The 871-nt window shown below is 52.7% G+C and carries 1 pseudogene; it reads right to left on the reverse strand.

What is annotated here, in order from left to right:
* Positions 1–803 (reverse strand): annotated as a pseudogene (locus AK2_RS16255) (IS1595 family transposase); the annotation flags it as partial.
* Between the last annotated feature and the right edge of the window lie 68 nt (positions 804–871).

Consider the following 871-nt stretch of genomic DNA (forward strand, 5'->3'; position numbering starts at 1 on the left):
TAGCAGAACTCGTCGAGGTACGCTTGCAAATGACGGGTGCTCAGACCGTGATACGTTCCCTCAATGAAAGCCTTGGCATTGCCGATGACCACGTGCAGCCACTTGAGAAACACATCCGGATCTGCTCGCTTGAAGTCCTGGGAAACATGCTGGTAGCCAAGTTCGGTCAGGCGTTTATACGAGCTGTGCCCGTCGGAAATGATGGTCGAACCTGCCGCTATCACTTCTCTGGCAACACGGTGGATCTCGGCAATCGTCACCCGTTGGATGACTTTCATCCGGACAAATCGCGGGTTTCCCTTGGAATCGGTCTGCAGCGCTACGGCAACGGCCTGCTTGGGGGTACCCCGTCCATCGGTGCCAGACTTGGGAGCACCGACGTAGGTATCATCCATTTCAACAAGACCGGCCAATGGGTAATGTGCGTCCCGTTGTTGCATGGCACACCGAATCTTGTGAAGCAAGCGCCACGCAGTGCGGTAATTCAAGCTAAAAACTTGTGCCAAAGACAAAGCGGAGCGACCGCGTTTATCGTGGGCGACCAGATAAATGGCCCAGAACCATACGAGCAGAGGCAGCTTCGTTTTGTGCATAATCGTGCCGGCTGTCAGCGAGATTTGATGGCCGCAGGAGGAGCACTCATAGAGCATGCGTTTTTCGATGAAGTAGAACTTGTTTCCTTGGCATCGCGGACAAACGAATCCATTGCCTCAGCGCAATTGAAACAAGTGCTCTCGGCACGCCGGTTCATTCGGAAACTTGCGCTGAAACTCAAGCAAAGTCATTCCTTTGGTTGTAGCCATTGCACACCACCCCAGAACGAATGTTCGTGTTTTCATTATACACCTGAGGTATGTGCATAACCAGAACA

This window comes from Alicyclobacillus kakegawensis NBRC 103104 (assembly GCF_001552655.1).
Lineage (GTDB): Bacteria > Bacillota > Bacilli > Alicyclobacillales > Alicyclobacillaceae > Alicyclobacillus_G > Alicyclobacillus_G kakegawensis.